Consider the following 400-nt stretch of genomic DNA (forward strand, 5'->3'; position numbering starts at 1 on the left):
CATCGCGGTGTTCGAGGGGTACGGGATGACCGAGTCGGGCGGTGCGATCTCGCTCAACCACCCCGGCGCGGTGCGCTACGGCACGGTCGGCCGCCCGATCGCGGGCTGCGAGGTACGGATCGCGGAGGACGGCGAGGTGCTGGCGCGCGGCCCGATGGTCTTCCCCGGCTACTACGGCAACGAGCGGGCCACCCGCGAGACGCTCGACGCCGACGGCTGGCTGCACACGGGCGACCTGGGGGCGCTGGACGAGGACGGCTATCTCTCGATCACCGGCCGCAAGAAGGACCTGATCATCACGTCCTCCGGCAAGAACCTCACGCCCTCGCTGGTCGAACTGGCCGTACAGCAGTCCCGGTTCGTCTCGCACGCGGTCCTCGTAGGCGACCGCCGCCCGTAC

The 400-nt window shown here is 70.8% G+C and carries 1 protein-coding gene; it reads left to right on the plus strand.

Features of this window, described 5'->3' with window-relative positions:
- Nucleotides 1-400: AMP-binding protein (locus G3I17_RS39460; protein WP_164604536.1), on the plus strand; the 400-nt coding region annotated here is incomplete at both ends.

Origin of the sequence: Streptomyces sp. SID13031 (assembly GCF_010548305.1) — a bacterium.
In the GTDB taxonomy this organism is placed as follows: domain Bacteria; phylum Actinomycetota; class Actinomycetes; order Propionibacteriales; family Kribbellaceae; genus Kribbella.